We start from the raw sequence: 26,814 nt of genomic DNA, 5'->3' as shown, positions 1-26,814 counted from the left end.
AATCGATCGCGCCTGTCAGACGCGCCGAAACCGCCTGCATAATTGATCTCACCTGACAGCACGGGAAGGGCGTCCGGCCGGCGACTGAGACGGCTGTCAGGGGTGGTCGAGCGGGCAGCGCTCTTCGGGGGTCTTCAGTGACCGCCTTGGCGACAGATCTGGACGGGTTCCCTGAAACATCGGGACGAAAACCCAGGCGGCGAAGGTTCGAGGCGCGCAACAGGCATGGGCTGAAATCGCCCATGCGGTCTGGACGGGGTCGCTATCCCCTCCACCCGTCGGGGGCCTAACGTCGGAAGCGGGTTAAAACCCCGCGCCCCGAGGGCTCACCGGATAACGGCTGCGCGGAGCGTTCGTCTTCGTCGAAACGGTATTCAACTATCCCATCCTCCGGGCGAGGCCCGGACGCTCCGCGACCCTTCCCACCCACTCGGCGGTTTCCGCGCGAGGCTGCGAAGTCGTGTCCGCCAGACTTGCCCCCTACGGGCTGCTGCGCAGCCGTCTTCCCCCGGAGGGGGAAGATGAGGTCAGCGCATTTCATCTTCCCCCTACGGGGGAGGACGACCTGCGAAGCAGGTCAGGAGGGGGCCAGTCCTCGCGCCCCGGAAAACGCCTAGGCCGCGACCTCTTCCGCCACCAGCGGCTGCGGCAGGCGCGAGACCATCTCCTTGGGGCAAACCTGCCAGAACAGGTCGCGCACGCGGTCCCAGTCGCGCAGCAGGCTCTCGGCGAAGGCCGAGTCCGTCTCGCGGGCGTGTTCGGCCACCAGGGACCGCAGCACGCCTTCCCAATAGGGCGAGGCCAGCCGCTGGACGACGATGCTCTCGGGGTTGATATTGGCTTCGAACCGGCCGTGCTGGTCGAGAACAAAGGCCATGCCGCCGGTCATGCCGGCCCCGAAGTTGCCGCCCGTCGGACCCAGGATCACCACCTGACCGCCGGTCATGTATTCGCAGCCATTGGCGCCGCAACCCTCGACCACCGTGGTGGCGCCCGAGTTGCGGACCGCGAAGCGCTCACCCGCCTGGCCCGCCGCGAACAGTCGGCCCGAGGTGGCGCCGAACAGCACGGTGTTGCCGAGCAGGGCGTTACTTTCCGGGGCCGCCAGGGTGCGGGAGGGCTTGATGACGATGGTCGCGCCCGACAGGCCCTTGCCGACATAGTCATTGGCCTCGCCGGTCAGCTCGATGCGCAGGCCCTGGACCGCGAAGGCCCCCAGGCTCTGGCCGGCCGAGCCCTTGAGCTGGACGGTCAGGTGGCCGGCGGGCAGGCCCTTCATGCCGTACTTGCGCACGATATGGCTGGACGTGCGGGCGCCGATCGAGCGTGCGGTGCTGCGGACCGTATAGGTCAGCTGCATCTTCTCGCCGCGTTCCAGCAGGGGCGCGGCGTCGCGGACGATCTGGGCGTCGAGGGTGTCGGGCACTTCGTTGCGGCCGACCACGGTGTTGTAGGGCTTGTTCTGGCCGGGGTCGGCGCGAACCAGCAGGGGGTTGAGGTCGAGGTCGTCGAGGTGCTCGCCGCCGCGGCTGACCTGGGCCAGCAGGTCGGTGCGGCCGACGATGTCCTGCAGGGACTTGAAGCCCAGTCCGGCCAGGATCTCGCGGACCTCCTCAGCGATGAAGCTGAACAGGTTGATGACCTTTTCCGGCGTGCCGGTGAACTTGGCGCGCAGGGCCTCGTCCTGGGTGCAGACGCCGACCGGGCAGGTGTTGGAGTGGCACTGGCGCACCATGATGCAGCCCATGGCCACCAGGGAGGCGGTGCCGATGCCGAACTCCTCGGCGCCCAGCATGGCGGCGATGACGATGTCGCGACCCGTGCGCATGCCGCCGTCGGCCCGCAGGACGACCGAGTGGCGCAGGTTGTTAAGGGTCAGAACCTGGTTGGCTTCCGACAGGCCCATCTCCCACGGACCGCCGGCATATTTCACCGAGGTCTGGGGCGAGGCGCCCGTGCCGCCGACGCCGCCGGCCACCAGGATCACATCGGCTTTCGCCTTCGCGACGCCGGCCGCAATGGCGCCGATGCCGGTCATGGCCACCAGCTTGACCGTCACCCGGGCGACCGGGTTGATCTGCTTGAGGTCATAGATCAGCTGGGCCAGGTCCTCGATCGAGTAGATGTCGTGGTGCGGCGGCGGGCTGATCAGCATGACGCCGGGCGTGGCGTGGCGCAGCCGGGCGATCATCTCGGTGACCTTGAAGCCGGGCAGCTGGCCGCCTTCTCCAGGCTTCGCCCCTTGGGCGACCTTGATCTCCAGCTCGACGCACTGGTTCAGATACTCGGCGGTGACGCCAAACCGCCCCGAGGCCACCTGCTTGATGGCGCTGTTGGGGTTGTCGCCATTGGGCAGCGGCTTGTAGCGCGCCGAGTCTTCGCCGCCCTCGCCCGAGACGGATTTCGCCCCGATGCGGTTCATGGCGATGTTGAGCATGCCGTGGGCTTCGGGGCCCAGGGCGCCGAGGCTCATGCCCGGCGTGACGAAGCGCTTGCGGATCTCGTTGACGCTCTCGACGTCGTCGGTGGAGATCGGGTTGCGGTCCGAGCGCCAGTCCAGCAGGTCGCGCAGCTGGATCGGCTTCTGGGTGCGCAGGCCGTTGGACCAGCGGCGATACAGCTCATAGTCGCCGGTGTCGCAGGCGCTCTGCAGGGTATGGATCAGCCGCGCCTCGAAGGCGTGGGCCTCGCCCGACTTGCGCAGCTTGTAGAGGCCGCCGACCGGCAGGGTGACGGCGGCGCTGTCCCAGGCCTTGCGGTGCAGCTCGACCGCCTTGCTCTCGACGCCGGCCAGGCCGATGCCGGAGATGCGCGACGGCATGCCGGGGAAGAACTCGGCGGCCAGGGCGCGCGACAGGCCAACGGCTTCGAAGTTGTAGCCGCCGCGATAGGACGAGATGACGCTGATACCCATCTTGGAGATGATCTTCAGCAGGCCCGCCTCGATGGCGCCCTTGAAGTTCAGGCACACGTCCTTGAGCGACTTGTCGCCGAGCAGGCCGCGTTCCAGGCGATCCTGGAAGCTTTCCTGGGCCAGATAGGCGTTGACCGCCGTGGCGCCGACACCGACCAGCACCGCGAAATAGTGCGTGTCGAGGCACTCGGCCGAGCGGACGATGATCGAGACATAGGAGCGCAGGCCCTTGCCCACCAGGTGGCTGTGGACGCCGCCGGTGGCCAGGATCATCGGCAGGGCGACCCGGTCCTCGCGGCTGTTCTCGTCCGTCAGCACGATGGCCCCGCAGCCGCGCAGCACGGCGTCCTCGGCCTCGGCCCGGATGCGGTCGAGATTGGCGCGCAGAGCGTCGCCAGCCCGGGCCTCGGGGGCGGGCAGGGGCATGGTGCAGTCGATGACGACGACGTTCTTCTCGCCCAGCAGACCCTGAATGCGCTCGTACATGCCGGTGGTCAGCACCGGGCTCTGCAGCACATAGACATCGGCCTGGGCGGCGTCCTGCGCGAGAATGTTGCCCAGGTTCTTGAACCGGGTCTTCAGGCTCATGACGCCCGTTTCCCGCAGCGGATCGATCGGCGGGTTGGTCACCTGGCTGAAGTTCTGGCGGAAGAAGTGGCTGAGCGGACGGTACTTTTCCGACAGCACGGCCAGCGGGCTGTCGTCGCCCATCGAGCCGACGGCTTCCTTGCCGTCCTCGACCATCGGCGCGAGGATCATCTCCAGGTCTTCGAGGCTGAAGCCGGCGGCGGCCTGACGGCGGGTCAGTTCCTCGCGACCATATTTGCGCGGCTCGGGGCCGGGGCCGATCTCCTTTTCGAGATCGACCATGTTGCCCAGCCATTGCGTATAGGGGTGGCGGCCGGCCAGTTCGTCGATGATCTCGTCTTCGCCATAGAGGCGGCCTTCGAGCAGATCGATGGCGATCATCCGGCCCGGCGCGATGGCCAGCTTGCGGGTGATGCGGCCTTCGGCGACGCCGCACATGCCGGCTTCCGAGCCCATGATGACCAGACCATCGTCGGTATAGGCCACGCGCAGCGGACGCAGGCCCGAGCGGTCCTTGCCGGCCACGACCCAGCGGCCGTCGGTGGCGCACAGGGCGGCCGGACCGTCCCACGGCTCCATGACGGCGTTGCAGTAGCTGTAGAGCGCCTGGTGCGAGTCCGAGAGGCTGGGGCCCGAGGCTTCCGGCACCAGCAGGGCCTTGGCCATCGGCGCGTCGCGGCCGGCGCGGACCAGCACCTCGAAGGTGTTGTCCAGGCTGGCGCTGTCCGAACCACCCGGCTGGATCACCGGTTTGACGTCATCCCCGAACTCGCCGAAGGCCTGGGCGGCCATCTTGATCTCGTGGGACTTCATCCAGTTGATGTTGCCCTTGATGGTGTTGATCTCGCCGTTGTGGGCGAGCATCCGGAAGGGCTGGGCCAGACGCCATTCGGGGAAGGTGTTGGTCGAATAGCGCTGGTGGAAGATCGCCACATTGGCGGCGAAGCGCTCGTCCTTGAGGTCGGGATAGAACTCGTCGATCGCCTCGGCCAGGAACATGCCCTTGTAGATCAGCGACTTGGCCGACAGCGAACAGATGTAGAAGCCCGACAGATTCTGGGCGTGGACGCGCTTTTCGATGCGCTTGCGGCACAGGAACAGGGCGCGCTCCAGCGGCTCGCCCTCCAGGCCGGCCGGGGCGGCCAGCATGATCTGCTCGATTTCCGGACGGGTGGCGTTGGCCTTCTCGCCGATCACGGCAGTGTTCACCGGCACCTGGCGCCAGCCATAGATGTAGAAGCCAAAGCGCAGGGCTTCGGCCTCGACGATGGTGCGGCAGGCTTCCTGGGCGCCCAGATCGGTGCGCGGCAGGAAGATCTGGCCCACGGCGATGGACCCGGCCCGCAGGGCGTGGCCGGTGCGGCGCACCTGGTCGGTGAAGAAGTCCTGCGGGACCGACAGCAGGATGCCGGCGCCGTCGCCGGTCTTGCCGTCGGCGTCGACCGCGCCCCGGTGCCACAGGGCCTTCAGGGCCTTGATAGCCAGCTCGACCACTTCGCGGCGCGGCGTGCCGTCGATGGCGCAGACCAGGCCGACGCCGCAGGCGTCGCGCTCGGTGGTCGGGTCATAGGCGTGACCGTCGATCAGGCGCTGGCGGTTGGCCAGATAGTGCTGGATGTCTTGGCTCATGATCTTTTACTCCGCCGCGATCAGCGCCGGGGCGCCGACCTTGGACTTCAGATAGCGGTGCATGGCGTCGGCGGCGTCGCGGCCGTCCTTGATCGCCCAGACCACGAGGGAGGCGCCGCGCACGATGTCGCCGGCGGCGAACACGCCGTCCAGATTGGTCATCTGGTTGCGGACATCGGCCTTCACCGTGCCCCAGCGCGTGGTCTTCAGGTCGGGAGCCGCGAACAGCTCGGGCAGGTTTTCAGGCTCGAAGCCCAGGGCCTTGACCACCAGCTGGGCCGGACGATCGAAATCGCCGCCCTCGATCTCTTCCGGCGACTGGCGGCCGGACGCGTCCGGGGCGCCCAGGCGCATGCGGATCGCGCGCACGCCGGTCACCGCTTCGGCGTCGCCCGACAGGGCCCGGGGGGCGGCCAGCCATTCGAAGGTCACGCCTTCTTCCTCGGCATTGGCCACTTCGCGCAGGGAGCCGGGCATGTTGGCCTTGTCGCGGCGATAGAGGCAGGTGACCGAGGTCGCGCCCTGGCGGATGGCGGTGCGGACGCAGTCCATGGCGGTGTCGCCGCCGCCGACCACGACCACGTCCTTGCCCTCGGCGTTCAGCGCCCCGCTCTCGTACTCGGGAACGCTGTCGCCCAGGTCTGTGCGGTTGGAGGCGATCAGATAGTCGAGCGCAGGAACCACGCCCTGGCTGCCGGAGCCCGGGACCACCAGGTCGCGGGCGGCGTAGACGCCGGTGGCGATCAGCACGGCGTCGTGCTTTTCGCGCAGGTCTTCCAGCGACGCGTCGCGGCCGACCTCGAAGTTCATCCGAAACTCCACGCCGCCGTCGGCGAGGCGCGAGGTGCGGCGCTGGACGACGTCCTTTTCCAGCTTGAATCCGGGAATGCCGTAGATCAGCAGACCGCCGGCGCGGTCGTGGCGGTCATAGACCACGACCTCATGGCCCTGCTCGCGCAGCATCTCGGCGGCGGCCAGGCCCGCGGGGCCCGCACCGATGATCCCGACCGACTGGCCGGTGGCCGGGCCGGCCACCAGGGGCTTCACCCAGCCCATCTCCCAGGCCTTGTCGGTGAGATAGCGCTCGACCGAGCCGATCGTCACGGTGCCGTGACCCGATTGCTCTATGACGCAATTGCCTTCGCAGAGACGATCCTGCGGGCAGATTCTACCGCAGACCTCCGGCATCGAGTTGGTGGCCTGCGACAGTTGATAGGCTTCTTCCAGACGGCCTTCGGCGGTCATCCGCAGCCAGTCGGGGATGTTGTTTTGCAGGGGGCAGTGGGTCTGGCAGAACGGCACGCCACATTGCGAGCAACGCGAGGCCTGCTCGGTGGCTTTCGCATCGATGAAGTCGGCGTAGATCTCGTGGAAGTCGCCAGAACGGTCGTCCGCCGCACGCTTTTCAGGCGTCTTGCGGGCCACCGTGGTGAATTTCAGCATGCGCTCGGCCATGCGACTTCCCTCATCCCGTCTTCGGGAGAAAAATTGCGTATGGCGGCCTCATACGGACTCTTTGGCGCAAGAAGAATGCGGTGGTAAAAATAGTTGACTGTAATATCCGCAGATCGCCGGGGGTCGTTGCGATCGTCTCGCAGCGCGCCCCCTTATTAGTCTACTTTGTGGATTAACGCCATGTTTACCCTGTCAGGCGCACGCCGGGGGCCTGCGTTTTTGAGGGACTGCCGATGCCGGATTGGCTGATCGCGATCGTGCTGGGCCTGATCGAAGGGCTTACTGAATTCATTCCTGTGTCTTCCACCGGCCATCTTCTGCTGGTGGGACATTTCCTGGGCTTCCACAGTCCGGGCAACACCTTCCAGGTGCTGATCCAGCTGGGCGCGATCCTGGCCATTACCGGGGTCTATTTCGGGAGACTGTGGGGGCTGCTGACCTCGGCGCCGACCAATCCCGGCTCGCGCCGCTTCATCCTGGGCGTGTTTCTGGCCTTCCTGCCGGCGGTCTTTGTCGGCGTACTGGCCCACGACTTCATCAAGATGGTCCTCTACGAGTCGCCGCTGCTGGTCTGCATCACCCTGATCACCGGCGGCTTCGCCCTGCTGGCGCTGGACCGCATGAAGTTCGAGCCTCAACACACCGACGTGGTCGACTATCCGCTGAAGACGGCCTTCATCATCGGCCTGTTCCAGTGCCTGGCCCTGGTGCCGGGCGTCTCGCGCTCGGGCGCCACCATCGCCGGCGCCCTGCTGCTGAAGTGCGACAAGCGCTCGGCCGCCGAATTCAGCTTCTTCCTGGCCATGCCGACCATGGCCGGGGCCTTCGCCTATGATCTCTACAAGAACATCGACAAGCTCAGCACCAACGACCTGGGCCTGATCGGCCTTGGCTTCCTGGCGGCCCTGATCTCCGGCGTCTTCGTGGTCAAGACCGTGCTGGACTTCATCACACGCCACGGCTTTGCGCCGTTCGCCTGGTGGCGGATCGCCGTCGGCGTTGTGGGGCTGGGTTTGCTGTACATTCCGCGCTGATCTCGCAGCGGCGAAGGGTCAAAAGAAAAGGGCGGACACTGCGGTGTCCGCCCTTATTCGTTCCGGCCTGGCCAGCGTCTAGAACGCCCCCGCTGGCGTGGGCGCATACTGTCCGCCCTTGCGGTAGCGGTACAGGTAGGACGGCACGATGGCCTCGATGCTGGTCGGGACGACGCCAGCCTCGGCCAGGCCCGGCAGACCATGATCGGCGACATTGTCGCTTTTCAGCATCTCGACCTGGTCGCTGGTGATCGGCGGCGCGATGGGCAGGAGGCCGGCCATCACATCGCCGACCTTGCCCAGCAGGGACGCGGCGAACCACGGAATGGGCAGCAGCAGACGGTCGCGGCCGGTCTCGGTCAGGATCAGCTGCAGGATCTCGCGCATCGTATAGACGCCGGGACCGCCCAGCTCATAGGTCACGCCCTCGGCGGCCGGGCTGCTGGCCGCCTGGGCGATCACGGCGGCCACGTCGCCGACGAACACCGGCTGGAAGCGGGTCTCGCCGCCGACCAGCGGCAGGGCCGGGCTCATCGCGGCCATCTGGCCAAACTTGTTGAAGAAGTTGTCCTCGGGACCAAACACCACCGAGGGACGGACGATCACCGCGCCCGGGAACACGGCGCGGACCGCTTCTTCGCCTTCGGCCTTGGTGCGGGCGTACTTGGCTTCGGAGCCGGCGTCGGCGCCGATGGCGCTGATCTGCACGAAGCGGGCGACGCCGGCCGCCTTGGCGCACTCGGCGATGGTTTTGGCGCCCATCACGTGGACGGCCTGAAATTTCTGACGGCCGGATTCGTAGAGCAGGCCGACCAGATTGACGCAGGCTTCAGCGCCCTCCAGCGCCCGCGTCACCGAGGCGACGTTGCGGACATTGGCCTGGACGACCTCGATCTGGCCGACATCGCCCAGCATTCGCATCTTGTAGGCGAGGTTGGGCTGGCGCACCGCCACACGAACGCGGTGGCCCGCCTTGGCGAGCTGCCGCACGACCTGGCTGCCGACGAAGCCGGAGCCGCCGAACACTGTGACCAGACCCTGCATTTTCAATCCCCGTCGCTTGCGATGACGCGGGGGATAGACGACCGCGAGGGGCTTCGCAACGAAATGCGCGATTTGGCGATTGACGGGGCCAAAAGCTTTCCCTAAACGTCCCGGCCTCGCGGCGATCCACGGATTGCTCTGCGGGCCCAGGTGGCGGAATTGGTAGACGCGCTGGCTTCAGGTGCCAGTGACTGAAAGGTCGTGGAGGTTCGAGTCCTCTCCTGGGCACCACCCCCTACCAACCTTCGAAAGAAGGTCGGGGTGGCGCCGATAGTTCCTAGCGAATAGATATCTCTTTCATCGTGATTATAATGTCGCGCGTACCCCGTTCGGGCGCGCGAGCCTCGGCGACGGCTGTCGTTCAGGCGTGTCGCCGGAGAGCTCTGAAACCTTGACCAATTTTGTTCATGTGGGCGACCTGCCCGACGACGCCTTTGCCGGCGCGACCGCAGTCGCGATCGACTCCGAGACCATGGGCCTGCGGCTGGGACGCGACCCGCTTTGCGTCGTGCAGCTGTCGAGCGGCGACGGTGACGCCCACCTGGTCCAGCTGGATCGCGCCACCTATGACGCGCCCAACCTGAAGCGCCTGCTGACCGATCCGAAGATCCTGAAGCTTTTCCACTTCGGCCGCTTCGATATCGCCATGTTCCTGCTGCATCTGGGCGTGATGACCACGCCCGTCTACTGCACCAAGATCGCCTCCAAGCTGGCCCGCACCTATACCGACCGCCACGGCCTCAAGGACGTGACGCGCGAGCTGATGGCCGTGGAGCTGTCCAAGGCCCAGCAAAGCTCCGACTGGGGCGCGGCGACGCTCAGCCCCGAACAGGTCGCCTATGCGGCGTCCGATGTGCTGCACCTGCATGGTCTGCGCGACAAGCTCAACGCCATGCTGGTTCGCGAGGGCCGCATGGATCTGGCCCAGGCCTGCTTTGACTTCCTGCCCCACCGCGCCGCCCTCGACCTGGCCGGTTGGGAAGACGTCGACATCTTCGCGCACACCTAGGGATGACGGCGGCCGCGACCATGACTGGACGGTCGATCGCCCGGGATCTGGGGCAGTGGCGCCGGCGCTCGCGCCGGGTGCGGCTGATGCGCGTGGTGCTGCCGGCGACGATCGCCGTGATCCTGATCGGCGTAGGCGGCCAGGTCACCTGGCGCTCGATGCGCGCTGCGGCCCGACCGCCCGCCGAGGCCAAGACCCAGATCCGCATGATCGCGCCGCGCTTCTACGGCCAGTCTGGCGATGGTCGCAGTTTCATGATCACCGCGCGTTCGGCTTTGCGCGACGACAACGACATGAAGAACGTGCGACTGGAGTCGCCCACCCTGACCCTCGGCTTCGACGAACCCCAGCCCAGCCGGGTGACGGCCAAGTCAGGGATCTATCGCGAAGACACGATGAAACTGTCCCTGAGCGGGGATGTTCGCATCGACGATGGCTCGGGCTATCGCTTCGCTTCGGAAGAGGCGGTGGTCGACACCAAGACCGGAAATATCAGCGGCGAGACGGCCATGCTGGGTGAAGGTCCGACGGGGCAGGTGAAATCCAACGCCTACACCGTATATGACAAGGGTGACCGGGTCGTTTTCAGGGGTGGGGTTCGCACCCGGCTCGAACGGAAGTAAGTAGAGGCGCGCGGCATGGCCGTGCTTCGCAGATAAGGACTCTGACTTGATCCAGCGTTGGATGGCAGCGGCGGCGGCGACCGCACTGATCCTGGCGAGCGGCTCGGCCTTCGCCCAGAGCATCAACGACTCCAGCGCGCCCGTGGATATTTCCGCGGACGAGCAGGAGAACATCAACAGCCAGTGCCGCACGATCTTCCGTGGCAATGTCGAGATGCTGCAGGACAAGAGCCGGCTGCGGGCCAGCGTGGTCAACGCCTATTCGACCCGCAAGCCCGGCGCCCAGGCCGGCTCGAACGCCTGCGGCGATGTCGATCACGTGGAAGCCGAAGGCGACGTCTATTTCGTCAACCAGGACCAGACGGTCCGGGGTGACCGCGCCGTGTTCACCTATTCCAACGACACCATCGTCATCACCGGCAATGTCATCGTCGTGCGCGGCCAGGACGTGGCGCGGGGTGACCGCATGACGGTCAACACCAAGACCAACGACGTGAAGCTGGAATCCAACGCCAAGGGACGGGGCAAGACCGGGCGCGTGCGCTCGGTGATCTATCCCGAAAAGTCCCAGACCCCGGCTCCGGCCAACCGCTAGGCTCGTTCGAATGAAGATGACGCCCCTTGGCGGTTCCGATCGCCCCGAAGCCCTCGCTCGCCCGGAGGCAAACGGCCTGTTCGTTGACGCCATCGGCAAGTCGTTCGGCGACCGCCCGGTGGTCAAGAGCGTCTCCCTGCGCCTGCAGCGCGGCGAGGTCGTCGGCCTGCTGGGCCCCAACGGCGCGGGCAAGACCACCTGCTTCTACATGATCACCGGCCTGATCGCCGCCGACTACGGCTCGATCTATCTGGACGGCGAGGACATCACCGCCCAACCGATGTTCCAGCGCGCGCGTCTGGGTGTCGGCTATCTGCCGCAGGAAGCCTCGATCTTCCGGGGCATGACGGTCGAGCAGAACGTCATGGCCGTGGTCGAGATGCGCGAGAAGAACCAGCGCGCCGCCGCAGAGACCGTGACCAACATTCTCGAGGAACTGCGGATCACCCATATCCGCAAGTCGCCGGCCGTGGCCCTGTCGGGCGGCGAGCGGCGCCGGGTGGAAATCGCCCGGGCCCTGGCCAGCGAGCCGTCGTTCATGCTGCTGGATGAACCCTTTGCCGGTATCGACCCCCTGGCCATCGCCGACATCCGCGAGGTCATCGGCTATCTGAAGAAGCGCGGCATCGGCATTCTGATCACCGACCACAATGTCCGCGAGACGCTGGATATCATCGATCGCGCGTCAATCATTCACGCCGGTGAAGTGCTGTTCGAGGGTTCCCCAAAGGAAATCATCGAGGATCCGGAAGTCCGCCGCGTTTATCTGGGCGATCATTTCGCCGAACGCGTCTAGGAAATAATCCTTATTGCAAAATGACTTATCCCGCGCGGCCCTCCGGCTTCGCGGGATTTTCATTGTTGGGCGACGGGACTGAAAGTCGCACCGGCCCGAATATTGCAGGCGTTGGCGCCCCGTTAACCTAGTTGCCCTTCAATGGGGATCGAACATTTCGATTTGCCCAGGAGGGCGCAGTGGCTCTCGGCCATCGACTGGAACTGCGGCAAGGCCAGGGCCTCGTCATCACCCCGCAACTGCAGCAGGCGATCAAGCTGCTGCAGCTGTCGAACATCGAGCTCGACGCCTTCGTCGAGGCCGAGCTGGAACGCAATCCGCTCCTGCAGCGCGACGAGGGCGAAAGCGAAGCCGCGCCCGAAATCGACCGCGAGCCGGCGGCCAGCGACCTGGGCGTCGACATCGTGGCCGAAGGCTCGGCCAATTCGGAAATGGACGCCACGCCCGACGACGTCTCGCCCGGCGAGCGCGCCTCGGGCGACGGCGAGCAGGCCCAGGAGGCCGGCGGCCAGATCGACTGGTCGCGAGCCGGCGGCGGCGGCTCCTTTGAGCACGACGGCGACTATGAAGGCGCCCTGACGGCCGTACCCACCCTGTCGGAACACCTGCAGGGCCAGCTGGTCCAGGCGGGCCTGTCGGCAGCCGAGCAGCTGGTGGCCAATGTCCTGATCGACGGCGTCGACGAGGGCGGCTATCTGCGCCTGGACCTGGCCGAGACCGCCGAGCGTCTGGGCTGCGCCGAGGCGATGGTCGAGCGCGTCCTCACTGTGCTCCAGGGCTTTGAGCCCACCGGGGTCTTCGCCCGCGACGTGCGCGAGTGCCTGGCCCTGCAGTTGAAGGACCAGAACCGCTACGACCCGGCCATGGCCGCCCTGCTCGACAATCTCGACATGCTGGCTCGCCGCGACATGAACGGCCTGCGCAAGGTGTGCGGTGTCGACGAGGAAGATCTTCGCGAGATGATCGCCGAGATCCGAGCCCTGACCCCGCGTCCGGGCGCGGCCTATGCCAGTGAGACCGCCGAGACCCTGGTGCCTGACGTCCATGTCCGCGAGGGCCTGGGCGGCATGTGGCACGTGGAGCTCAACACCGACACCCTGCCCCGGGTGCTGGTCGACCAGCGCTATCACGCCCGGGTTTCCAAGGGTGCGCGCACCGATCAGGAAAAGACCTTCGTCTCCGACTGCATGGCCACCGCCAACTGGCTGGTGAAGAGCCTCGACCAGCGGGCCAAGACCATCCTGAAAGTTTCCAGCGAGATCGTCCGCCAGCAGGACGGCTTCCTGGCCTTCGGCGTCGAGCATCTGCGACCCCTGAACCTGAAAACCGTCGCCGACGCCATCGGCATGCACGAGAGCACGGTAAGCCGGGTCACCTCCAACAAGTACATCGCCACCCCGCGCGGGGTGTTCGAGCTGAAGTTCTTCTTCACCTCGGCCATCCAGTCGTCAGAGGGCGGCGAGGCCCATTCGGCCGCCAGTGTCCGTCACAAGATCAAGGGTCTGGTCGAGGCCGAGAAGGCCGAGAAGGATGTCCACTCCGACGACGCCATCGTCGAGATCCTGAAAACGGCCGGGGTCGACATCGCCCGGCGCACGGTGGCCAAGTATCGCGAAGCGATGCGTATTCCCTCATCGGTCGAGCGCCGGCGCCTGATCAAGGAAACGAACTGAGCCGCTCCGGGCGCGTGGTGATTTTCCAGAAAGCGCCTATCTTCACGACCCATTGATCGGTCCTGCGTTATAAGCTCCATGAGCAGGAGCGCGCATGTCGACCGATAGCCTAGCGGACGTGATCGAAGGGTTTGGCGAGGACGTCCGTCCGATCCTGACCGTCGGCCAGATGCTGGAGGCTTTTGACAGCCGCGCCTTCGGGGCGATGCTGTTCGTGTTCGGAGCTTTGAACACCCTGCCGCTGCCGCCGGGCTCCTCGACGATCCTCAGCCTGCCGATCCTGCTGCTGGCCCCCCAGATCGCGCTGGGAGCCGACGCGCCGTGGCTGCCGCGCCGGATGATCGACCGGCCGGTCAAGCGCGACGATCTGCGCGGCCTGTTCCGCAGGCTCACCCCCTTGGTCAAGCGCATGGAGTTGATCACCAGGCCCCGCCTTTCCTGGCTGTTCTCGCCGCTGGGCGAGCGGATGATCGGAGTGGTCTGCACCCTGCTGGCGCTTGTCCTCATCCTGCCGATCCCGCTGGGCAATCTCGCGCCTGGCGCAACGGTAGCGATTCTGTCGCTGGCCCTGCTGCAACGCGATGGTTTTCTGGCCCTGCTGGGCTATCTGATGGCCCTGGTCAGCCTGGGGCTGCTGTTCGTTAGCGCGGGGGTTGTGACCGCCGCCGTCCACAAGATCATCGCTCTTGTTTCGAGCTTTTTCTGAACCCGTCACGGCCGCTTGACACCGCCTCTGGACAGGCGCGTTGTTAGGGCATGCAAGTCCAAATCTCCGGCAAGCATGTCGACGTTGGCGAGGCTCTGCGAGCGCGAGTCTCCGACGAAATCACCCTGAGCATCGGCAAGTATTTTGATCGCGGCGGTAATGCCGACGTGGTCATCAGCAAGGAGGGCCATGCCTTCCGGGCCGACTGTTCGGTAAAGCTGGCTTCGGGCCAGCAACTTCTTAGCCATGGAGCGGGTGGTGACGCCCATGCGGCGTTTGACGCCGCCCTGGCCAAGATCGAGACGAGGATCAGGCGCTACAAGCGAAGACTCAAGAGTCACTCCATCGCGGCCTCAGCCAAACAAGCCGAGAACGCCGCGATGTACGTTCTGCGGGCTCCCGATATCGACGAGCACGAGAACGACGACTGGGGCGACGACGCCGACCATCCAGCCGGCGCCCCTTCGGCCATGATCATCGCCGAGACCCAGTCCTCGCTGAAGGTAATGACCGTTTCCATGGCTGTCATGGAACTGGACTTGACCGAGTCCCAGGCAATCGTGTTTAGGAACGCCGCCCACGACGGATTGTCCGTGGTGTACCGGCGGCCAGACGGAAATATCGGCTGGATCGACCCCGAACGCACAAAGTCGCTGAACGGGAATGGGTCAACCGCGAACTAACGGGGTCGTGTCATGATCCTGAACGTTCCGGAGGGCTCCCAGCGATTGTGTTGCGGCGGCCGACAGTGAGCGAGCGTTTAAGTCCATGACTATCGGTGATCTCTTGGATCCTGGAGCAGTGGCGCTGCGCGTCAGTGCTCCAGGCAAGCGGCAGGTGCTCGGCGTGATCGCCGACGTCGCTGCGCGGGTGCTGGGCGTCAATTCCAACACCGTGCTCGAAGGCCTGATCGAGCGCGAGGCCGCAGGCTCGACCGGCGTGGGCCAGGGGGTGGCCATTCCCCATGCCCGCATTGACGGCCTGGACCGGGTGCGCGCGGTGTTTGTCCGTCTGGAGACGCCGGTGGCGTTCGACGCGGTCGATGACAAGCCCGTCGATCTTCTGCTTGCCCTGTTCGCGCCGTCTGACGCCAGCGCCCAGCACCTGCGGGCCTTGGCCCGCGTGTCGCGGATGATGCGGCAGCCGGAACTGCGCGAGCATTTGCGTCAAGCCCGCTCGGCCGATGCCGTTCACGTGCTGCTGGCCCACGAACCGACCAGCACGGCCGCCTGATTTTCTGGAAGCGAGCGCGACGGCTGGGGGGCCGCCGCGCCCTGGATCAGTGCACCGAAACCGGCGCCAGTTCATGCGCGAGGGCGGCGGCGATCGCCGTGTCGCGGTCGACCATCACCGCCAGCCGAGCGCCATCGGCGCGGCAGACCGCATAGAGGGTCTGGTCGGGAAGCAGATCGAAATCGTCGGTCGAGCCGGCGGGCGCGTCAGCTAGGATTTCCGCCGCCTTGATCGGGCGGACATAGACCAGATCCGGGGCGCCAAGCGCCGCGAAGGCTTCCGTCGTGAAGACCGGATTGTGGGTGACAGGTGTCATGTTGACCACCTCCTTGAATAGGGAACGCGCCGGGTCTGGCCCGGTTCAGCGGGCATTTCGGAGCGGGGCAGGACTGAACGTGTGAATCGCTGCGACGGGTTCAGGCGACGGAGCGGATCGGGATGCGCCTGACCAGTCGCTCTGGACGCGGCCGGGCCAGATCGATGTGCAGCAGACCATGTTCCAGGGTCGCCGCCGTGACCTCGATGCCCTCGGCCAGCACGAAGGTGCGGACAAAGCCCCGCGCCGCGATGCCGCGATGCAGGAAGGCCCGGTCGGTCTCGGATCTGGCCTCGACTTCGCGCTTGCCGGCGACGATCAGTTGGCCTCCCTCGACCGTCACGTGCAACTGTTCGGGCGAAAATCCTGCCACGGCCAGAGTGATGCGTACTCCGCCCTCGTCGTCTTGCTCGACATTGTAGGGCGGATAGCTTTCCGAAGCGGCCTTGGCGGCGCGTTCGATCAGGTCTCGGGTGTGTTCGAAGCCCAGCAGAAAGGGGCTGTCGAACAGGATGGTCCGGGTCATCGCGAAGTCCTTCGCTTAAGCGACTTCGTCCGCCGGTCCCATCCTGATGTCAGCCACGGGGCGGCGATACCCGACTGAGGTGGAGGTTGTCGCCTGAGGTTTCAAGGCCGGGCCGGCTCAGAGCCAATCCAGAAAGCCGCATTTGGCCATCCACAACAGGCTGAGCTGCACCGCGCGGCGGCGCGGCGCGGGGAACAGCAGCAACAGATCCTCGGTGGTGGCGGCGTGACCCTCGGCCAGATGAGCAAAGACCGTCTGGCACTCCTCATGGGTTCCGCGCCAGTTGGCTGCGAACATGTCCAGCTCGATGGTCTGGACGCGCTGCAGATCGGCCAACCCGACGCCGGCGCGCAGGGCCAGGCGGCTCTTGAGGGATAGCACCTGGGTTGCGAAGCCCGCGAAATTGCGGAAGGGGTCGCCCTTGACCGGATTGCGCGTCGAATGGGCGCGCGTGTCTTCGGCGGCGACCCGCACCGCGGAGAGTTCCTCGGCCAGGGCCGAGTACTGTCGGGCGACGACCGGCCAGTCGAACGTATCGCGGATGCGCTGTCTTCCCGCCTCACCCATCTTGCGGCGCAGATCGGGGGAGCGGATGAGGTCGGACAGCGCCTGGGCGGCCCGGCCGACATGGACGGCGGTGTGCTGGGCAATGACGCCGACATACTGCTGGTAGGATTTGAGCCCGAAGTCGTGGCCCGCGATCATCTCGTCGGGCAGGGCGTTTTCGGGACCGCCGAGGGTGGGGACAAGAAAACCCTCCTGGCCATCGCGTACGGTGTAGCGATAACCGTCCCAATCGCTGATCACGACGGGCAGGCCCGAGGCCATAGCTTCCAGCGGCGTGATGCCGAAGGTCTCCTGGATATTGTCGACCAGCGACAGGAAGATGTCGGAGGCCGCCCACAGGGCGCCAAGGCGCTGTCGGTCGTTGCCATCGATGATGTGGAACCCGACCGACGGGGCGTGGGCCGCGGCCGCCTGGCGATACATCCGCTCGCCGTCCGCGCCGTTCGGAAACCATCCCACCATGGCGAAATGTACGCGCTTGCCGGTGGCCCTGGCGGACTCTTCGACCGCCCGGATCATCGGCTGGGGGAAGGCCTTTTCAAAGAATGACAGGCGACCCACCCACAGGACCAGAACGTCTTCCTCGCCGATGCCCAGTTCCGCGCGGGTGGTCGAGCGGACCTCGGGTCGATCAGCCGCAGCCCGAAGGGCCGGGCCGTCAACGCCGAGCGGGATCAGCGGCAGCTGGGGTCGCATGATACGCTTGGCGTCGCCAAAGCGCTCGCTCAGGAATTCGCACCACTCATCGAACATCGTCTCCATGGCCTGCTGCACCGAAGGCGATGTGCAGATCAGGGCGTCCCAGGGCTGGGTTGGCGCGACCGAAGCCATGGCGATGTCCTGGCGCATCGTCGGCGGGGCGATGGTGTGGATCAGGCCCATCAGGCTAAAGGCGCGATCCCCGACGGTGCGCCGCCTCTGCCAGGCCAGTTCCTCAAGCCGGGGCCCGCCCCGCAGCAGGGTTCCCGCTGCCGCCGCGACCCCCTGGGCCAGGATGCTGGAGGTGGTAATCCGGGTCGAGCAGGGCTGGTCACCGACCAGGCTCCTCAGCAGATCCTGAGGCTGCACTGCGGCGTGGGTCAGGAAATCGACCTGCTCGTGGCCGCCGTGCTGGACCATCGCCCGGAACAGTTCGAGATTGGCGACGTCCTTGCCAAAGACGTTCTCGCCAAGGCCGATCCGGCCGGCCGGATGATAGATCGCAAGACGAGACGTCAACGGATGTCGCCTTTCAAACAGGGTGGCCGCGCTGTGTTGGCGCCACAACTCATTCGCGGTTTAGGGGGTTTGCGGGCCGATAGTCCAGCGCGTCCCACGCGTTCGCGTCCACGGCGCGGCCTTCCGCCATTGACGCCCCGCGCGCTCATGACCAAGAACGGGGGCGGCAGATCAAAGAGGGCGACGTGGCGGCCAGCCGAATTCTTTTCGTGCACCAGAACTTCCCGGGGCAGTTTCCGCATATCGCTGACGCGGTGATGAAGCGCGGCCACAAGGTGGCGGCGATTGGTGGCGCGAATGTTAAGGGGCGGCCTGGGATCGATGTGCGCCGCTGGACCCTGGCCCGCGGCTCCACGCCGGGCATATTCGACGCCGCGACCCGAGCGGAAGCCGACCTGATGCGCGGTCAGGCGGCCGCCGAGGCGGCCATTAAACTGAAGGCGGACGGCTTCACGCCGGACCTGATCATCGGCCATCCGGGCTGGGGCGAGACCCTACAACTGCGCGAGGTGTTCCCGAACGCCCGCCAGATGCTGTTTGGCGAGTTCTTCTATCGCTCGCACGGCGCCGATGTGAACTTTGACCCGGAGTTCGAACGCTCGACGCCGATCTCGGATTTCCGCATCCACGCCAAGAACATGGGCCTGGCCCTAGCCTATTCCGAAGCCGACATGATCGTCTGCCCGACCCCCTTCCAAGCGTCGCTGCTGCCCCGCGGCCTGCAGGAGCGGGTCAGGATCATTCATGAAGGTGTCGATCTGGACCGGGCACGCCGCATCCCGAACGCGACGTTCAGATTGCCCGACGGTCGGGTGCTGGACGGCGGCAAGCCGGTCATCACCTTCATCAACCGCAATTTCGAGCGGTTGCGCGGCTTCCACACCTTCATGCGGGCCTTGCCGTCATTCCTGGAACGCTGCCCGGACGCCGAGGTGCTGCTGATCGGTCGCGACAGCACCGATGTGTACGGCGGCTCCCTGGCCAACGGCCAAACCTGGAAGGCCAAGATGCTGGCCGAGGTGGGTGGGCGGCTGGACATGAGCCGGGTTCATTTCACCGGCGCCGTGGAGCATGGCGAGATGGTCAAGGCGCTGTCGATCTCGGCGGCCCACGTCTATTTCACCTATCCCTTCGTGCTCTCCTGGTCACTGGTCGAGGCCATGGCCTGCGAATGCCTGATCGTGGGGTCCGACACCGCGCCGCTGCACGACGCGATCACACCGGGCGTCAATGGTCTGCTGCGTGACTTCTTCGACCCTGGGGGCTTGGCCGACACCCTCGTCGAGATCTGCCGGGATCCTGCGGCCTATGCGCCGCTCCGAGCAGCGGCGCGCGCGACCGCTCTGGAACGGTTCGACCGTGCGACGGTCGGCGTGCCGGCCTGGCTGAAGCTTATCGACGAGGTTATGGCGCGGTAGAGATCAGGCGCCGGTTCCGCTAGGAGCAGGCCTTGATGATAGCTTCGCCGGTCAGAGGCTCCAGGACCAACGGCTTGATATCGCCCCGCGCTTCGCGTTCCCGCAGCCTGTCCAGGAAGGCGGCCGGATCGCGCACATCAAGCGCTTGCAGAACATCCGGACCGTATCGCCACCACTGGCTGCTCAAAAGGTCCTCGATCAGCTTCTCGTCGAAGCGATAGCGGATTACGCGCGCAGGCGATCCGACGACAATGGCGTAGGGCGGCACATCCTTGGTGACCACGGCGTGCGCCCCGATCACGGCCCCGTCGCCGATGGTAATCTCGCGCCGGAGGCTGGCTTCGTTTCCGATCCAAACGTCATGACCGATCACGACGGCGGGGGAGCGTTGCTCGAACGCAAACGGCTCCAGATCAGGAGCTCCGATGTCTGCGAGGTAAGCGGTTAGCCCCGGCAACGGCCCCGGATTGTGGGAAAAGGGGTGCATCGCCGCCCATTGGTGTGGGTGCGCAGAGCCCATGAGCTTGACGCCCCACGCGATCGACCCGTAGCGGCCGATACGTGTAAAAATGTCGAACGCCGAATGTGAATAGGTGAACGCGCCAAAGCGACTCGGGGCCAGGAGTCCGCCCAGGAGGTGCGAATAGGGTTCGATTACAGCATCGCGGCCCACCAGCAGCGTACTTCCAAGCGGCCAGAGACGGTCTGCGGTTGCACTGAATACACGATGCTTATGCGCCAATTCGCGAAGGGCTTCGGTAACTACAACTCTCATTCTTTATCCACCCCATGGCGAGACATTCGCTGAACTCTTAGCCTTGGGCGCGCGGTTTCATCACCAGCCAGGGCGTCATGGTCGCCCGGAACTCCCAGACGGCGATGAGCTGGTCAAGGTGGCCCAGCGTCTGCAGCCAGGGCGGCAGGGGCATTGTCTTGGGACCCTGCCTGCGAATGACGATTTCGTGGGTCGGACCAAATCGCTCAAGCATGCGTTCGACGACGCCGGGCACGAAGGCAGGGTGGGTTTCCATCACGATGTTGAGCTTTTTAAGGCCCGGATACAGGTCGGGCTGCATGATCTCATCCTCGAAGCCCTCCGCGTCGATGATGACCAGCGTGTTCTTGTCCACATAGTCTTCGAACATCGCGCCGACGAACTCGCCGCTGACGATCACCCGGTCTTCAACGCCATTGCGCTTGGCCAGATCGGCGCACGCCCGGCGGGCTATCTCCTCGATGTCGAAGGCGTAGACGATGGCGTTTGGCATCAATCGCGCCAAGCCGACGGCATAATAGCCCTCGGCGCAGCCGATATCGACGACGGTGTCGATGCCGGATTCGGCAAACCATTTCAGGTCCTCGTGCAACTCGGACTCGTAGCAGCCGATCAATCGGGGAACCAGGCAGCCCTCGGTGGCGTAGGTCAGGTACTCCATGCCCTCGAAGGGGCCGGAAAAGACCTTCAGACCGTGATGGCCAACATAGGTTCGTGCGATTACCGTGGCCCGCCATTGCGCCATGAGGCGCAGAATTTTGTTCAGTGAGCCGACCGAATTGAGTTCGGGATCCTCAAGGACCCGCTTGCGAAGATGTTGGGCCGTAATGCTTGTCGGAGCCATCGCGCGTAATTCAACTCAAGGCCGTTACGTTGCTCGTCACTGACATGTTGGCGCTGGGCGGTCAAACGGGCGCCCGCCCTATCGGCGCCCAAACGGCCACCAGCCGCGATGAGGCGGTTGGGCCATGATCACCGGCTCGGGCGGACCTTCGGAGAGTTCGCGTCGCCAGACGATATTCTCGCGCACCAGCCGCGCCGGTACGCCCGCCATGACGGCGTAGGCCGGAGCGGGCCCCGATAGGATCGCGCCAGCGGCCACCACCGCGCCGTCGCCGATGCTTGCGCCCTTCATGATCATGCTGCGCAGGCCCAGCCAGACATGGTCGCCGATGCTGATCGAGGCCGCGGCATTGAGCCGCTCGCCGGTGGCGCGATCATAGATCGGGTGGATATCGCTGAGCGAAACATAGACCTGGGACGAGACCATGCAGTCCTCGCCGAAGGTGATCTCGCCCGGCTCGTGCAGCTGGATCGAAACCTGGACCATGGTCGTGCCGGCCCCGACGCTCAGGGTCGAGCCGGTCGGGCTCAGCAGATTGACGAAGCCGTTGATCGTGCAGCCGTGGCCGACGCGGAAAAGGTTGTTGTCGCCAATCACGGTCAGTGTCGCGCCCAGTCTGCAATCCGGATCGATCTCGACCGTGTTGCCGCTGCCCTGAATCATCAGGGCCGCTGCGCCTGCCTGCTTGGGATCGGCCAGGGCCGCGCCGGCCCCCACAGGCGTGAAGCCGGCGATCCGGCTGTTTTCGCCGATGATTAGGCGATTATTGTCGCCGGTGATCGCGATGCGGGAGTCCACGTCTGCGCCTTCGCCGATCGCGATGTGATTGCCGACGCCTTCCACCTGGGGCGGATGGCGCGGGCTTGCGCGCAGATCGATCTGGTTTTCGGTCTTGATCGGCCCTGCAGATCTGCCCGGCATGTCTTGTCCCTGAGGGTCGCTGTGGCTCTTCGAATAGGACCAGAAGAGTTTGCCGGCAATGGTTTGCCGGCGGCCGATCGGTCGCTCGACGACATGAAAGCTATTGACGTTGGCCAGCCGAAACACCGAAAGAAGCTGACATCTTTGACAAGCGCCCGAGGCGGCGCGCTCCGAGTTTGGCGAAGCCTCGGGAAGGAACGTGATGACGGGGCCAACCGAGACTGAAGCGGCCAATCCTGTTCGGGAGGCCTTCGATGCGGCCTTCTATCTGGACCGTTATCCCGACGTCGCCGAGGCAGGCCTCGACCCTTTCCACCATTTCATGGACTGGGGCTGGCGCGAGGGCCGAGATCCCGCGCCCTGGTTCATCATGGACGTCTATCTGTCGGTGAATCCGGACATCAAGTCGGCCGGAGTCAATCCGTTCCAGCACTATGTGGTCACCGGGCGGCTGGAAGGCCGGCCCCTGAAGGACGACTATGGCTTTCGGTACGACATCCTCAAGAACAGCCCGCCGCTGGAGGAGCGCGTCCTGTGGGCCCGCACCGCCGCGCGCAAGATCCAGGTCGCGCCGGTCGCCGAGCTCGAAGCGGCGCTGACCGCCGCCGGCTCGCTGGCCGGCCTCCACATCTCGGTCAGCCATGATGACTACACCGCCAGCCTGGGCGGCGTTCAGCTGTGCCTGGCCCGCGAGGCCGATGCGATCGCGGAGGCCGGGCGACCCCGGCTGCATATCTATCCGGCGGCCCATTCTCCAGTGATCGACGTCGAGACCGACCAGCCGATAGTTGGAGTACTGATCAATGGCGAGCGCGTGGGCCTGTTTGCGGCCGCCGCTGTCGCCGAGGCCCTGACGGGGCGGGTCAGCAAGGCGACCTTCGCTGTGCACAGCTTCCTGGGCCACACCATTCCGGCCGTGACCGCGATCCTGAGGGCCGCCGGCCTGCGCAAGGGCTTCTTCTGGATTCATGACTTCGCCAGCGTCTGCAGCAACTATGCGCTATTGCGCAACGACGTGGTGTTCTGCGGCGCCCCGCCCCCTGACAGCCAGGCCTGCAGGATCTGCATCTATGGCGAGCGGCGTCATATTCATCTGGCCGAGCACGGCGACTTCTTCCGCGCCTTCGAGCTGACGGCGGTAGCGCCGTCAGAAGCGGCCATGGCCCTGTGGCGCAAGACCTATCCGAAGGCAGCCAAGGCCACCCGGGTTCTGCCACATGCGGTGCTTGAGCCTCGCAAGGCCTCGCGTCCGGCCAAGGCTCGGGCCAGGACTGCGCCGCTGCGCGTGGGTTTCCTGGGCATGCCCGCCGACCACAAGGGCTGGCCAGTTTTTGCGCGGCTGGCCGAGATGTTCCGCAGCGATCCCCGCTATCAGTTCCTGCATCTGGGCTTCACCCGGGACGAGACCTGCAGTGCGACCTTCGAGAAGGTCGGCGGTCCCGACGGGCTGAGCATGGCCGAGGCGGTCGAGACGCTGGAGCTGGACGTGGCGGTGATCTGGTCGCTGTGTCCGGAGACCTTCTGTTTCACGGCCTACGAGGCCGTGGCGGCGGGAGCGGCGGTGCTGACCCTGGCCGACGCCGGCAATGTGCCGCGCTTCGTCGAAGCTGGCGAAGCCACGTCGCGCGGCCTGGTGCTCGCCGACGAGCATGAGCTGTTCGCGCTGTTTCTCCAGGGCGGCGCGTTGGCCCTGGCGCGTTCCAGACGCAAGCCGCAGCGCTTCGACATGACCTTCAGCCGCATGACCGCCGATCTGCTTGCAAAGGGCGCGGGCCGATGAAGGTTGTCTGCTATTCCAGCTTCACCTTTTCCTACCTCAACCGGGCCCGGGTGCTGTTCAAGACCCTGCGCCAGCGCCATCCCGAATGGGAGCTGGTCGCCCTGATCACCGATCGCCCGCCGGCGGCGCTGAACTGGGATCCGTCCCAGGAAGAGTTCGACACCCTGGTCTATGCCGACGATCTGGGCATCCCCGAGTTCAAGTCCTGGCTGTTCAAGCACGACGTGATCGAGGTCTGCACGGCGGTGAAGGGCCCGTTCATGCATCAGGCCCTGGAGAAGGGCGCGGACGTCTGCATCTATCTGGATCCGGACACGGCCCTGCTGGACCGTCTGGACCCCCTGATCGAGATGCTGGAAACCAGCGACATCATCCTGACGCCGCACCTGCTGCATCCGGAAGAGTCGCACGGCGCCATCCTCGACAACGAGGTCTCGGCCCTGAAGACCGGCATCTACAATCTGGGCTTCGTGGCCGTGCGCGGTCGCGGCGAAGGTCTGCGTTTCGCCAAGTGGTGGAACGATCGCCTGCTGAACTTCTGCTATGATGACATTCCCAACGGCCTGTTCGTCGACCAGCGCTGGTGCGACCACGTTCCGTCGTTCTTCGAGAACGTGAAGATTCTGCGCGATCCGGCCTACAACATCGCCAGCTGGAACATCGCCCACCGCAGGATCGCCATCGGTCGCGACGGCAGGATCACGGCCAACGGCTCGCCGATCCGCTTCTGGCACTTCACCAAGCTTGGCCCCGTCGGCGACCAGATGACCCGCCGCTACGCCAAGGACAACTACGAAGTCTACGAGATCTGGAACTGGTACAAGCGCCTGATCGCTGAAGCGACCGATCCGCGGGTGCCGGCCGGCTACTGGGCGTTCGGTCGCTATGAGGACGGCCGCGAGGTCGCCAAGTCGCACCGCGAACTCTATCGCGTCCGGGGCGATCTGCGCTCGGCCTTCACCGAGCCGCTGGCGAGCGGTCCGGGAACCTATCAGGCCTGGCTTGAGGCCGAGGGCCTGATCGCGCCGGCCGTCCAAGACAATAGCCGGGGGTAAGAGGCATCATGGCTAAACCAGCCAAGACCGCGAAGACGACGACGGCCTGCCGCGCCCTTGTGGTGGCGGGCATGCACCGCAGCGGCACCTCCGCCATGGCGCGTCTTCTGTCCCTGAGCGGCGCCACCCTGCCTGAGCGTGTCATGGCGCCGGCCGCTGACAATCCCGCCGGCTTCTGGGAGCCGTGGGAGATGGTCGCCCTGAACGACAGGATCCTGGCGGCTTTCGATTCTAGCTGGGACGACGTGTTCACCCTGCGCGTGGCCGATCACGCCGCCGCGCTGAAGTCGACCTTCCAGGGTGAAGCCAAGGCCTTCGTGAAGGCCAACTATGGCGGCGCCGATCTGCTGGTCATCAAGGATCCGCGCGCCTCGGTTCTGGCCCCGTTCTGGCGCGAGGCCCTGACCGATAGCGGCATTGAACCGCTCTATGTGATCATGGTCCGCAATCCGCTGGCCGTCGCCCAGTCGCTTTTCAAGCGCAACGCGTTTTCGACCCAGAAGTCGGTGCTGCTGTGGACCAGCTACATGTTGGCGGTCGAACGCGACACGCGCGGCTTTGACCGGTTGTTCGTCGACTATGACGCCATGCTCAATGACTGGCGTACGGCGCTGGCGGCCGTGGAGTCCGCCCTGGAGCAGCCTCTTCCGCGTTCCGCCGACGAGGCGGCGGCCGATATCGACGGTTTCCTCAACCGCTCCCTTCGCCATCACGAGGCCTCGAGCGAGGATCTTTCAGCCCGTCCCGACGTTTGGTCCGGTGCGCGGGTCGTGTTCGAGTGGTTCGAGGCCGCCGCCAGGGGCAAAGCTCCGCCGGCCAAGATCCTGGACGCGGTCGCCGCCGAGATCCTCGCCCTGGATGCGGCCATGGGCGAGGTTTGCGCCGACATGCGGCGTGATATTGTCCAGTTGCAGGCCCAGGCGCAGCTAACTTCGGACGTTCAGGCCGAACTCGACGCCGCCGGTGTCTTGCTGGGCAAGATGCATGCAGAGGCCGACGCGGCCAGGCAGGCCGCCGAGGGCGCCCGGATCGCGACCGATGAAGTTCGCCAACACGCCGCGGCGGCCCAACGGCAGGCCGACAAGGATATTGCGGCACTGCAGGCCGATGTCGCCATATGGCGCCAGCGCGCGGCGGCGGAACAGTCCAGGGCCGCGATCTTCCAGCGTTCGCGCGACCAGCTCGAGCGCGAGTTCACAGTGGCTGACCAGCGCGCCGCCGAACTCCAGGCCCTGGCCCACGAGCAGGCCGCGGATATCGCCGGGCTACGGCATGCGGTCTGGTCCATGCAGACCAGCACCAGCTGGCGACTGACCGCGCCGCTGCGCCGGGCGATCCTGCTCGTCAGGCGTCGCTGAAGGCGTCCAGCCGCGCACGCACCGCGGCGTATGGCGTCTTGAACATCCGCTCGTAGAGCAGCGGGCCCGCATGCGGGCGCTCGCGAACGCGTCCTGCCACCAGGGCCTGATAGCCGAAGCCGCCGCGCAGCAAGAAGGTCATGAACATCGACGGCCACAGGGCCAGCCAGGTCTTGGCCTGCGAGGGAAAGAACCGCACTGCTGCGGCGTAGGCTATCCATTCGCGGGCGCTCAGCGACAGGTTTTGCACCGGACCATTTTCCGGGATCGGCGCGCAGGCGCGAAACAGGCCGCCCGGCAGTCTGCGGCCATTATAGAGCGAAAACTGGTCGATCGGGATCGCGGCGTCCAGCGCGTCGCGAAGCGTGACCGCCACGAGGGCGCAGGCGTCGTGGTCGGCGTGACCGCCCTCCCAGGCCGCGACGACGAACCGGTCGATGCGAGGCAGAGAGGACAGCGCAGCCTCCAGGGCTGAACGGGCGGCGGGCAAGGCCTCGAACACCGCACCGTCCATGGCCCCGGTTCCGGCCCCGACATGAACGGCTCGATCCGGCGGCAGGCCAAGACTGGCCAAAAACGCGCGCGTCTCGGCCAGCCGGCGCGCCGAGAGCTCCGGCGAGGCGTAGTCGGCGACATAGAGCAGCCAGGGCTGGGCGCCCTCGCGACGGTCGCGAAGCAGCAGCGGCAACGCCGCGTACTCGTCGTCGAAATGCGCCAGAACGTAGACGGTGGTCATC

23 protein-coding genes and 1 tRNA gene are annotated in these 26,814 nt (G+C 65.9%); 14 read left to right on the top strand and 10 right to left on the bottom strand.

Annotated features, from left to right (window positions below; translation table 11 throughout):
* Positions 1 to 613: 613 nt before the first annotated feature.
* Together gltB and ACW17Z_RS10500 are read right to left on the bottom strand one after the other, a co-directional pair.
* Positions 614 to 5,131 (bottom strand): glutamate synthase large subunit, encoded by a 4,518-nt coding sequence (gene gltB, locus ACW17Z_RS10505; protein ID WP_492055960.1) that lies wholly within the window; start codon positions 5,129 to 5,131, stop codon positions 614 to 616.
* Between the two features lie 6 nt (positions 5,132 to 5,137).
* Positions 5,138 to 6,586, bottom strand: a complete 1,449-nt coding sequence (locus tag ACW17Z_RS10500) for an NAD(P)-dependent oxidoreductase (protein ID WP_492055959.1) — start codon at positions 6,584 to 6,586, stop codon at positions 5,138 to 5,140.
* A gap of 233 nt (positions 6,587 to 6,819) precedes the next feature.
* On the opposite strand from ACW17Z_RS10500, the gene ACW17Z_RS10495 reads away from it, so the two are divergent.
* Positions 6,820 to 7,620: an undecaprenyl-diphosphate phosphatase gene (locus ACW17Z_RS10495; protein WP_492055958.1), complete on the top strand. Its 801-nt coding sequence runs from the start codon at positions 6,820 to 6,822 to the stop codon at positions 7,618 to 7,620.
* A gap of 78 nt (positions 7,621 to 7,698) precedes the next feature.
* Here the strand turns inward: ACW17Z_RS10495 and ACW17Z_RS10490 are convergent, their stop codons facing one another.
* On the bottom strand, positions 7,699 to 8,664 hold the full coding sequence (locus tag ACW17Z_RS10490) for a complex I NDUFA9 subunit family protein (RefSeq protein WP_492055957.1): 966 nt from the start codon (positions 8,662 to 8,664) through the stop codon (positions 7,699 to 7,701).
* Between the two features lie 144 nt (positions 8,665 to 8,808).
* On the opposite strand from ACW17Z_RS10490, the gene ACW17Z_RS10485 reads away from it, so the two are divergent.
* From ACW17Z_RS10485 to ptsN, 9 genes are all read left to right on the top strand, one after another.
* A tRNA-Leu gene (locus ACW17Z_RS10485) sits at positions 8,809 to 8,895 on the top strand.
* Positions 8,896 to 9,055: 160 nt separating this feature from the next.
* The gene (locus ACW17Z_RS10480) at positions 9,056 to 9,673 is read left to right on the top strand and encodes a ribonuclease D (RefSeq protein ID WP_419319442.1); all 618 of its coding nucleotides are present in this window, start codon (positions 9,056 to 9,058) and stop codon (positions 9,671 to 9,673) included.
* Between the two features lie 20 nt (positions 9,674 to 9,693).
* Entirely contained in the window at positions 9,694 to 10,296 is a 603-nt protein-coding gene (gene lptC, locus ACW17Z_RS10475; protein WP_419319443.1) for an LPS export ABC transporter periplasmic protein LptC, read from the top strand.
* A 46-nt stretch (positions 10,297 to 10,342) separates the two neighbouring features.
* Positions 10,343 to 10,891 carry an LptA/OstA family protein gene (locus tag ACW17Z_RS10470; RefSeq protein ID WP_492055956.1) on the top strand — a complete coding sequence of 183 codons (549 nt, stop codon included), beginning with the start codon at positions 10,343 to 10,345 and terminating at the stop codon, positions 10,889 to 10,891.
* Between the two features lie 16 nt (positions 10,892 to 10,907).
* The gene (gene lptB, locus ACW17Z_RS10465) at positions 10,908 to 11,687 is read left to right on the top strand and encodes an LPS export ABC transporter ATP-binding protein (RefSeq protein ID WP_492058512.1); all 780 of its coding nucleotides are present in this window, start codon (positions 10,908 to 10,910) and stop codon (positions 11,685 to 11,687) included.
* A 179-nt stretch (positions 11,688 to 11,866) separates the two neighbouring features.
* Positions 11,867 to 13,360, top strand: coding sequence for an RNA polymerase factor sigma-54 (gene rpoN, locus ACW17Z_RS10460; RefSeq protein WP_492055955.1), 1,494 nt, complete (start codon positions 11,867 to 11,869; stop codon positions 13,358 to 13,360).
* 94 nt (positions 13,361 to 13,454) lie between these two features.
* Positions 13,455 to 14,066, top strand: a complete 612-nt coding sequence (locus ACW17Z_RS10455; protein ID WP_492055954.1) for an exopolysaccharide biosynthesis protein — start codon at positions 13,455 to 13,457, stop codon at positions 14,064 to 14,066.
* A gap of 50 nt (positions 14,067 to 14,116) precedes the next feature.
* Positions 14,117 to 14,749: a ribosome hibernation-promoting factor, HPF/YfiA family gene (gene hpf, locus ACW17Z_RS10450; RefSeq protein ID WP_419319447.1), complete on the top strand. Its 633-nt coding sequence runs from the start codon at positions 14,117 to 14,119 to the stop codon at positions 14,747 to 14,749.
* A gap of 85 nt (positions 14,750 to 14,834) precedes the next feature.
* On the top strand, positions 14,835 to 15,299 hold the full coding sequence (gene ptsN / locus ACW17Z_RS10445; RefSeq protein WP_419319448.1) for a PTS IIA-like nitrogen regulatory protein PtsN: 465 nt from the start codon (positions 14,835 to 14,837) through the stop codon (positions 15,297 to 15,299).
* A 46-nt stretch (positions 15,300 to 15,345) separates the two neighbouring features.
* On the opposite strand, the gene ACW17Z_RS10440 is transcribed toward ptsN, so the two are convergent.
* The 3 genes from ACW17Z_RS10440 to ACW17Z_RS10430 form a co-directional block, all read right to left on the bottom strand.
* Positions 15,346 to 15,615 carry a DUF1150 family protein gene (locus tag ACW17Z_RS10440; protein ID WP_419319449.1) on the bottom strand — a complete coding sequence of 90 codons (270 nt, stop codon included), beginning with the start codon at positions 15,613 to 15,615 and terminating at the stop codon, positions 15,346 to 15,348.
* Between the two features lie 100 nt (positions 15,616 to 15,715).
* Positions 15,716 to 16,141, bottom strand: a complete 426-nt coding sequence (locus ACW17Z_RS10435; RefSeq protein WP_419319450.1) for an Hsp20 family protein — start codon at positions 16,139 to 16,141, stop codon at positions 15,716 to 15,718.
* Between the two features lie 117 nt (positions 16,142 to 16,258).
* Positions 16,259 to 17,926, bottom strand: a complete 1,668-nt coding sequence (locus tag ACW17Z_RS10430; protein WP_492055953.1) for a glycosyltransferase family 4 protein — start codon at positions 17,924 to 17,926, stop codon at positions 16,259 to 16,261.
* Positions 17,927 to 18,111: 185 nt separating this feature from the next.
* On the opposite strand from ACW17Z_RS10430, the gene ACW17Z_RS10425 reads away from it, so the two are divergent.
* The gene (locus ACW17Z_RS10425; RefSeq protein ID WP_492055952.1) at positions 18,112 to 19,344 is read left to right on the top strand and encodes a glycosyltransferase; all 1,233 of its coding nucleotides are present in this window, start codon (positions 18,112 to 18,114) and stop codon (positions 19,342 to 19,344) included.
* Positions 19,345 to 19,363: 19 nt separating this feature from the next.
* On the opposite strand, the gene ACW17Z_RS10420 is transcribed toward ACW17Z_RS10425, so the two are convergent.
* The 3 genes from ACW17Z_RS10420 to ACW17Z_RS10410 form a co-directional block, all read right to left on the bottom strand.
* Positions 19,364 to 20,119: a CatB-related O-acetyltransferase gene (locus ACW17Z_RS10420; RefSeq protein WP_492055951.1), complete on the bottom strand. Its 756-nt coding sequence runs from the start codon at positions 20,117 to 20,119 to the stop codon at positions 19,364 to 19,366.
* Positions 20,120 to 20,156: 37 nt separating this feature from the next.
* Entirely contained in the window at positions 20,157 to 20,963 is an 807-nt protein-coding gene (locus ACW17Z_RS10415; RefSeq protein WP_492055950.1) for a hypothetical protein, read from the bottom strand.
* A gap of 78 nt (positions 20,964 to 21,041) precedes the next feature.
* Positions 21,042 to 21,884, bottom strand: coding sequence for an acyltransferase (locus ACW17Z_RS10410; RefSeq protein WP_492055949.1), 843 nt, complete (start codon positions 21,882 to 21,884; stop codon positions 21,042 to 21,044).
* 202 nt (positions 21,885 to 22,086) lie between these two features.
* Between ACW17Z_RS10410 and ACW17Z_RS10405 the strand changes: the two genes are divergently transcribed.
* Genes ACW17Z_RS10405 through ACW17Z_RS10395 form a run of 3 tightly spaced genes read left to right on the top strand, consistent with a single transcriptional unit; the run spans position 22,087 to position 26,077 of the window.
* Positions 22,087 to 23,664 (top strand): hypothetical protein, encoded by a 1,578-nt coding sequence (locus ACW17Z_RS10405; protein WP_492055948.1) that lies wholly within the window; start codon positions 22,087 to 22,089, stop codon positions 23,662 to 23,664.
* On the top strand, positions 23,661 to 24,719 hold the full coding sequence (locus ACW17Z_RS10400) for a hypothetical protein (protein ID WP_419319457.1): 1,059 nt from the start codon (positions 23,661 to 23,663) through the stop codon (positions 24,717 to 24,719). The genes ACW17Z_RS10405 and ACW17Z_RS10400 overlap by 4 nt, the downstream gene beginning before the upstream one ends.
* An 8-nt stretch (positions 24,720 to 24,727) precedes the next feature.
* A complete protein-coding gene (locus ACW17Z_RS10395) occupies positions 24,728 to 26,077 on the top strand; it encodes a sulfotransferase family protein (RefSeq protein WP_492055947.1) in 1,350 nt (449 codons plus the stop codon).
* Here the strand turns inward: ACW17Z_RS10395 and ACW17Z_RS10390 are convergent.
* Positions 26,064 to 26,813 carry a PIG-L deacetylase family protein gene (locus tag ACW17Z_RS10390; RefSeq protein ID WP_492055946.1) on the bottom strand — a complete coding sequence of 250 codons (750 nt, stop codon included), beginning with the start codon at positions 26,811 to 26,813 and terminating at the stop codon, positions 26,064 to 26,066. The two genes, ACW17Z_RS10395 and ACW17Z_RS10390, sit on opposite strands and share 14 nt — an antisense overlap.
* Position 26,814: the final 1 nt, after the last annotated feature.

The organism is Caulobacter sp. GSs2 (assembly GCF_058680895.1).
The sequence above is the reverse complement of the archived record's forward strand: the minus strand, read 5'-3'. Positions and strand labels throughout refer to the sequence as shown.

What these genes read in the sequence shown, in the direction of transcription:
- gltB (WP_492055960.1), bottom strand. Translation starts at nt 5,131, where the DNA reads ATGAGCCAAGACATCCAGCACTATCTGGCCAACCGCCAGCGCCTGATC.
- ACW17Z_RS10500 (WP_492055959.1), bottom strand. Translation starts at nt 6,586, where the DNA reads ATGGCCGAGCGCATGCTGAAATTCACCACGGTGGCCCGCAAGACGCCT.
- ACW17Z_RS10495 (WP_492055958.1), top strand. Translation starts at nt 6,820, where the DNA reads ATGCCGGATTGGCTGATCGCGATCGTGCTGGGCCTGATCGAAGGGCTT.
- ACW17Z_RS10490 (WP_492055957.1), bottom strand. Translation starts at nt 8,664, where the DNA reads ATGCAGGGTCTGGTCACAGTGTTCGGCGGCTCCGGCTTCGTCGGCAGC.
- lptC (WP_419319443.1), top strand. Translation starts at nt 9,694, where the DNA reads ATGACTGGACGGTCGATCGCCCGGGATCTGGGGCAGTGGCGCCGGCGC.
- lptB (WP_492058512.1), top strand. Translation starts at nt 10,908, where the DNA reads ATGACGCCCCTTGGCGGTTCCGATCGCCCCGAAGCCCTCGCTCGCCCG.
- ACW17Z_RS10455 (WP_492055954.1), top strand. Translation starts at nt 13,455, where the DNA reads ATGTCGACCGATAGCCTAGCGGACGTGATCGAAGGGTTTGGCGAGGAC.
- hpf (WP_419319447.1), top strand. Translation starts at nt 14,117, where the DNA reads ATGCAAGTCCAAATCTCCGGCAAGCATGTCGACGTTGGCGAGGCTCTG.
- ptsN (WP_419319448.1), top strand. Translation starts at nt 14,835, where the DNA reads ATGACTATCGGTGATCTCTTGGATCCTGGAGCAGTGGCGCTGCGCGTC.
- ACW17Z_RS10440 (WP_419319449.1), bottom strand. Translation starts at nt 15,615, where the DNA reads ATGACACCTGTCACCCACAATCCGGTCTTCACGACGGAAGCCTTCGCG.
- ACW17Z_RS10435 (WP_419319450.1), bottom strand. Translation starts at nt 16,141, where the DNA reads ATGACCCGGACCATCCTGTTCGACAGCCCCTTTCTGCTGGGCTTCGAA.
- ACW17Z_RS10420 (WP_492055951.1), bottom strand. Translation starts at nt 20,119, where the DNA reads ATGAGAGTTGTAGTTACCGAAGCCCTTCGCGAATTGGCGCATAAGCAT.
- ACW17Z_RS10415 (WP_492055950.1), bottom strand. Translation starts at nt 20,963, where the DNA reads ATGGCTCCGACAAGCATTACGGCCCAACATCTTCGCAAGCGGGTCCTT.
- ACW17Z_RS10410 (WP_492055949.1), bottom strand. Translation starts at nt 21,884, where the DNA reads ATGCCGGGCAGATCTGCAGGGCCGATCAAGACCGAAAACCAGATCGAT.
- ACW17Z_RS10405 (WP_492055948.1), top strand. Translation starts at nt 22,087, where the DNA reads ATGACGGGGCCAACCGAGACTGAAGCGGCCAATCCTGTTCGGGAGGCC.
- ACW17Z_RS10400 (WP_419319457.1), top strand. Translation starts at nt 23,661, where the DNA reads ATGAAGGTTGTCTGCTATTCCAGCTTCACCTTTTCCTACCTCAACCGG.
- ACW17Z_RS10395 (WP_492055947.1), top strand. Translation starts at nt 24,728, where the DNA reads ATGGCTAAACCAGCCAAGACCGCGAAGACGACGACGGCCTGCCGCGCC.
- ACW17Z_RS10390 (WP_492055946.1), bottom strand. Translation starts at nt 26,813, where the DNA reads ATGACCACCGTCTACGTTCTGGCGCATTTCGACGACGAGTACGCGGCG.